Consider the following 6123-nt stretch of genomic DNA (forward strand, 5'->3'; position numbering starts at 1 on the left):
ATGCCCGACGCTCTGCCCATCCCCGCCGACCTCCTGGACCTGCGCCGCGCCCGCGACGCGGCCTGGGCCGAGCTCAACCAGTTCGTCGCCGAGGTCGAGGCCCTGCGCCGCGAGCAGTACCCCGACCCCGAGCAGACGGACGTCCGCGCCATGTGGGAGCCGGAGCAGCGCGAGCGCCTCGCCGAGCTCCGCGCGGCACGCGATGCCGCCGTCCTGGCGGTGCGCCGGCATCCGACGATGGTGCGGGCGCTGGCGGAGGGCTGCTGGGCGGCGACCGACGAGGCGCTGTTCCACGCCACCGAGCCGACGCCGGAGTCGGCCGACGCGGGGTAGCGGCCCGACTTGCCCGACCCGTTCGGGCGTCGGGCCGTGCAGGATAGCCGCCGCGGCGGACATCCGTGCCGAACTGCCGCAATTGGCGCAAGGACGGCCTCGCTCCGATAGCGTCTCTCTAGCCGCGTACGACCGGCGCCCGCCGAAATCGTTTCTTTTCGAGCTTTCAAATGCAAAGAGCCACTTAATCTTCTGAATGTCGCAAAGATGCTGAATTTCTCGATGTTTTCTGTGTGCAAGATGTAATTCATCGCTGTCATTTTGTTCAGTGTCTTTGAAACGATCGCGCGGCTCGTGACGATTCAGAGAGTTCAGTGATGTCTGAAATCATTTCCGTGGGCTCGACCGTGATGGGCGCGTTGGGGCAGGTGCTCTCCGTCCTGGTGGCGGTCCTGGGCCTGGCCGCAGCGACGTCCCATCCGCTCGCGCCCTGCGGGTCGATGACCGCAGTGCCGGCAGACACGGTCCGCGGACACCTGCGGGCCGTGGCGAACCACCTGCGCGCCATCGCGGTCCTGCTGCGCCGAAAGGTTCGCGGCAGCTAGTGGCACCATGAGGCCCCGGCCATCGGCCGGGGCCTCGTTCCTGTCCGACGACCAGCACCCGGCGGCGCCCGACCCCGTAAAGAGGTTCCGGTCCCGACCAGCAACGACCGGACGTCGTGTCACGGGCCGCCAGCTCGGGCTGGAAGACTGACGGGATGTCTGCCGACCGTCGTGCGCTGCACAGCCCGTTCTCCTCGTCCCCCGTCGACGCCCCGCTGCCTGCCGAGGACGGGGAGCGGCTGCTGCCGGTGGAGCGCGCGCCCTTCCTGGAGCCGCCCGCCCCGGCCGACGAGGACGACGTGCCGCAGTGCGCCCAGCCGTCGACCGGCCGCCGGCGCCTGGGCCCCGGTGGCGCCGCCTACCCGGCCGACGGCGCCACCCGCTGACCGACCGCGCAGCGGCCTTTGCGGGAGCGCGGACAGCTGCGCAATTCCGCAAAGGCGCCTGGGCACGCACCCGCACTCCCGCAAAGGCCGCTTTGCGCACGCACCCCCTTGCGCAGCGCGGCCTTTGCGCACGCATTGCGCGGCTGCGCAGAGCCGGCTGCCGGGCGGGTCGTGCTGCGCAGTGCGGCGGCCCGGGACGCGTGCGCGGTGCAGTCGGCGGCCGGCGAGGTGGAGCCGGGGGCGGGCCTTATTCCGTAGCGCGCTTCGTATCCGTGGGTAAGATCATCCGATGACTTCCGAAGCACCGCCACGAAATGACGACCCCTCGGGTACGGCCTCGCCGGGCCCGCCGTGCGGCTGGTGCGAGGCCCCGTTGCCGCCCTCGGCGAAGGGCCGGCCCCGGGCCTACTGCGATCTGTCGTGCAAGTCGAAGGCCGCCCGCCGACGCCTCGCCGCCCGTCCCAAGCCGCCCGCCCCCAAGCCGCCCGCCCCCGAGGCGCCCGCCGCCCCGGCCGCTGCCGCGGTCGCGCTCCCGCCAGGCGTCCTGGCGGCCGCCGCCGAGGACGAGCCGGCCGGCCCCCGCCGCCGGGTCCTGGAGCTGGCCGACGCCCTCGCCGGCGCCGCCTACTGGTACGCCCGCACCCTCGACGCCCGCGACCCCGCCCAGGCCCTGACCGGCCTGCGCAGCGCGGTCCAGGCGTTCACCGAGCAGCTCCTGGAAGCGGCGCAGGCCGCGCACGACGACGCCCTGGCCGCCCGCGCACCGCGCCCCGCAGCTCACCTTGACGCCGCCCCCGGACACCTTGATACCCCCGAGGTGCACCTTGACGGCCCGGCCTTTTCGGATCGGCGCTTCGAAATCGCGACCCCCGCCGACGGGACAACCGCGGCCGTCCCCGCCCCCGCCGGCACAGCCACCGCCACACTGCGCAGCCGCGCAGCCGGCGCTCCCGCCGGACACCTTGATGCCTTCCCCGGACACCTTGATACCCCCGCGCCGGACCTTGACGGCCCGGCCTTTTCGGACCGGCGCTTCGAAATCATGCAGCCTGCGGGCGGGACAACCGGACGATTCCCCGGCCCCGCCGGCTGGACAACCAGGCCCGGCACCGCGCCCGGGCCGGGCCCGGCCCCGACGCCCGGGCCGGATACGGAGCGCTTCGAAAACCGGCCGCAGCCGACCGAGGCCGAACTGGAGGAGGCCCGGCGCATCCTGACCAGCCCGCAGGTCCTCGCCCGCGTCTCACCCCAGCTGCGCAACGACACCGCGCCCGCAAGGGCGGCCGCCGTCCCGCAGACCGACACCCGACCCGCACCCGCGCTCGCCGCCCCCGCATCCGCCTCTGCCGCACCGGCCCCGGCTGCGCCGCGGAACCCGTACGAGCGGGGTTTCGGGGACTGCGACATCCTGCTGGCACTCCCGCAGCTCGGCGCCGGCTGGGAGCTGGCCGGCTGGAAGAGCAACGCTCTCGCGTACTTCGTGCTGCACGACGGGGAGATCGTCGGCTGGGTCGAGATCGGCATCGGCGCCGTCCCGCGCTGGGCCGCCATCACCGACGGCCGCATCCTCACCGACACCGACACCGGGGAGCCGCTGTTCCACGCCAGCCCGGAGCTGGCGGCCCGCACCGTCCGCCAGGCCCACCTCGCACGCCGAGGCGGCCGGCGGGCGTGAAGGCGGTGCGCGCCGCGGGCAATGGTGTGCGGCGCGCACCGCCGCGCCGATTCTCCCAGAGGCCCGCCGGTCCGCAGGTCCGCAGCCGACACCGCCCGTAGACATGGCCGGCCCCTGGCACGCGACCGTGAAGGGCCCTTGGTAGGCCGGTTCGTCGGCCAGATCACTCCTCTCGCAGGGCCCGGTCGATGCCGATTAGGGGTTCTTGCTGTTGGCGGAGGAGGATCGCACCACGTCCGAAGGGTCGGCGCACCCTGTCCCGTCGCCGTCCCCGACGCCTTTCCGACAGGAGGCTTGCGGTGCACGTTTCCCCCGAACCGATCACGACGCTGGAAGAGGCGGCGCAGGAGCGGGAGAAACTGCTCGACTTCTTCGCGCGCGGACTGTGCTGCGCCGTTGCCCACGGCGCATCAGCCGACCTCGCCGAGCCAGGGGAGGACGCACTCGCGCAGGCCAAGGTGCTCGCTGATGACTACTTGGCCGCTTACGAGGAATGGTTGGTGCAACTCGCCGCACGCAACGCGGAAGAGGACCCACAGTGAGAGGACCAGACGGCCCGTACGCGGCCCCGCACCGGTAGCCTGGACCCAGCGTCGGGGCCTGCCCGGCGGGCTGCTGAGAGGCCGTCAAGGCATCGGTGAGGGCCCTGCGGGTCCGGGTGGCGCTCCCGGTGGGATTCCCGGTGAACCTCCCGGTGAGGCACCAACCCGCCGTCCGATCCTCTGGCCCCGCGCCCACGTTCCCGGGCCGGGCGTCAGGAGTTGTCCCGGCCCGGACCCCCGGCCGGTGAGCTTCCGTCAGCCCTACCGCAGGCCCTACCGGCACCCGCACCACCACCCCTACCGCACGCCTCCCGCCCAGGGGCGGCAAAACCGCAGGTCAGACCCGGGACAAGCCGCCTTTTCGCCGTCTCGACAACCCCGTTCCTTCTGTTTGTAGGTAGTTGGTCGGTTGGGGTTGTGTGTGACGCTCCCGGGCCGCTGCTGCCCTCCCTCCCCGGCCGGGTGGCCGGGCGCCGACTGGAGGTCGGGCGCGGGCGGGAAAGCGGGCGCGGGGCCCCGGCCCGAGGCGGTGACAGTGGCCCGGGAGATCATCAGCGGATGAACGGGGACCAGCAACAGAAACAGGACCAGCCGGCGGTGGAGCCGGGAGCGGCCGGGCCCGGCGGGACGTCGTGGGCCAGGTCCACCGACTACCCGAACGGCTCGACCAGCCGGATGCGCGCCGACGTGCTCGCCGCGCTCGGCGTGCTCAAGGTGGCCACCGCAGACCAACTCCAGCGGATCACCCGCCCCGGACTCAAGAGCAACAAGGCGCTGCGCGCGGCCCTGCTCGACCTCGGCCTGCACGGCCTGACCCTCTCCGAGGGCCGCACCACCACCCGGGACAAGCTCTGGCGGCTCACCCCGGCCGGCCTGGACGCCGCCGCCGAGGTCCTCCCCGCCGGCCGCGACCTCGGCGGCACCGCCCGAGGAGCCGGCCGCACCGGCGCCCCGCACAGCGTCATGGTGAACGAGACCATCGCCGCCATCCTCGCCGGAGGCACCGCACCCGACGCCGGGCCCGGCACCGGCACCATCACCGACTGGTCCACCGAGACCGTCCACGAGATCGGCCCCCGCCTGCGCGCCATCACCGACGCCGTGCTGCGCGCCCCGCAGGCCGGGGTGCCCGTGCTCCTGGTGGAGGTGGACCGGGGCACCATGACCCCCGAAGCCGTCGCCGCGAAGTTCGAGCGCTACCAGCTCTTCTTCCGCCGTGAGGCCAAGCGCGCGGGCGAAACCGTCCCCTACTGGCACCTGCTCTACGGCACGCCGCCCCGCAGCCACTGGGACGAGCACGACCCGTACCCGCCCGTCGCCCTGGTCCTCGGCGGCAACCTCGGCCGCGTTGCCCTGGCCAACCGCATGGAACGCATCGAGGAGCTGACCACCCAGTGGTGGAAGCCCCGCTGGATGCGCGGCCACGGAGACGAGTACTACGCCGACTTCAGCGACCGGATCCCCATCCTGATCACCACCCTGGAGCACCTGCGCGCCTTCGGCCTCGCCGGCCCGGCCTGGCACCGTTGCGGCCACGGCGGCCGCCAGACCCTCGCCGCCGCACTCGCCGACCCTGACGGATACAGCGCCTACCAGGAGCGCTCCTGGCGCGAGCACGAGGAGCGCCGCGCCCGCGACCAGGAACGCGACCAGGAACGCCACCGCTGCCCCACCTGCAACCGCCGCCCCGACGAATACGACGACCCCGACGACGCCAGCCCCAACGGCACAGACGACTGCGAGCCCTGCCGCCAGACCGCACACGACGAGTACGAAGCCACCCGGAAAGCCGAACGCGCCCAAGAACTACGCGACGCCGAAGCCCGCGACCGCTGCGTCACCTGCACCACCGGCCTGATCGAGAACAACCTCATCGACCACGACCCCGAAGCCATCGAATGCTGGACCTGCTACCAAAACCGCAGCTTCCGAGGAGAACCACCCCTACGCCGCCCGGCGGAGCAGCCGAAGAAAAAGCGCTGGTTCAAAACCGAATAACCCACCCCGCGAATCCATGCAATTCGCCCATATTCAACGCGGGGAAACCGCACCCGTAATGCCGGTGCCTGCCATGGCCGGCGGCGACGGCCGCCGCACGGCCGGGACCAGGAGACGGCCGCGCGCGGGTCCGGTCACCGGCCGGCGTCGGGCGGCCGGACCGCACCCTCGCCGCGGGCCCGACGCCCACGCCGACCGAGCCGCTCCAGCCGCGCCCGCTCCACCTGGTCGAGATGCTCCAGCCACGCCCGCCGCCGCTCGGCCCGCAGCTCCTGCCACGCCTGCCGGGTGTGCTGCTCGGCTTCGGCGAGCCGCTGCGCGCTCACGCCGTACGCGGGCGCCGCCCACTCCTCCCAGGCGATGTAGCGGTCCAGGCGCCCGTCGTAGCGGCTGGTGGCCGCCCGGCCCCGGTGGCCCGTGACCTCCACCTGCCGGTAGGTCTCCTCGGCCATGCCGAGGGCCTGGGCCATCGCCGCGCGGCTGCGGCCGGTGAACACCCGCAGGTGCACCAGGCACTCGTGCTCCACCGTGCACAGGTCGGCCGGGGCGGCCCCCACGGCGGCCGCCAGACGCGGCAGCACCTCGGGCCGGGGAGTGCGGGTGCCGGCCAGGTAGAGGCTCACGGCGCGCTCGGTGACGCCCGC

The 6123-nt window shown here is 73.3% G+C and carries 7 protein-coding genes; 6 read left to right on the plus strand and 1 reads right to left on the minus strand.

The features are described from left to right. The 6 genes from OG689_RS41525 to OG689_RS41550 all read left to right on the plus strand — a co-directional run bounded on the left by OG689_RS41525 (nucleotide 1) and on the right by OG689_RS41550 (nucleotide 5479). Nucleotides 1-333, plus strand: coding sequence for a hypothetical protein (locus OG689_RS41525; RefSeq protein WP_266328343.1), 333 nt, complete (start codon nucleotides 1-3; stop codon nucleotides 331-333). Between the two features lie 317 nt (nucleotides 334-650). Continuing rightward, a complete protein-coding gene (locus OG689_RS41530; protein ID WP_266328345.1) occupies nucleotides 651-878 on the plus strand; it encodes a hypothetical protein in 228 nt (75 codons plus the stop codon). Nucleotides 879-1033: 155 nt separating this feature from the next. Beyond that, a complete protein-coding gene (locus OG689_RS41535) occupies nucleotides 1034-1264 on the plus strand; it encodes a hypothetical protein (RefSeq protein WP_266328347.1) in 231 nt (76 codons plus the stop codon). A gap of 289 nt (nucleotides 1265-1553) precedes the next feature. Next, complete coding sequence (locus OG689_RS41540) at nucleotides 1554-2939, plus strand: hypothetical protein (protein WP_266328349.1); 1386 nt, start codon at nucleotides 1554-1556, stop codon at nucleotides 2937-2939. Nucleotides 2940-3238: 299 nt separating this feature from the next. Next, a complete protein-coding gene (locus OG689_RS41545; RefSeq protein ID WP_266328351.1) occupies nucleotides 3239-3481 on the plus strand; it encodes a hypothetical protein in 243 nt (80 codons plus the stop codon). Between the two features lie 558 nt (nucleotides 3482-4039). Continuing rightward, nucleotides 4040-5479, plus strand: a complete 1440-nt coding sequence (locus tag OG689_RS41550; protein ID WP_266328353.1) for a replication-relaxation family protein — start codon at nucleotides 4040-4042, stop codon at nucleotides 5477-5479. A 134-nt stretch (nucleotides 5480-5613) separates the two neighbouring features. Here OG689_RS41550 and OG689_RS41555 read toward each other — a convergent pair. Beyond that, a partial coding sequence (locus OG689_RS41555; protein WP_266328355.1) for a hypothetical protein occupies nucleotides 5614-6123 on the minus strand: 510 nt, incomplete at its 5' end.

This window comes from Kitasatospora sp. NBC_00240, from assembly GCF_026342405.1.
Classification (GTDB): Bacteria; Actinomycetota; Actinomycetes; order Streptomycetales; family Streptomycetaceae; genus Kitasatospora.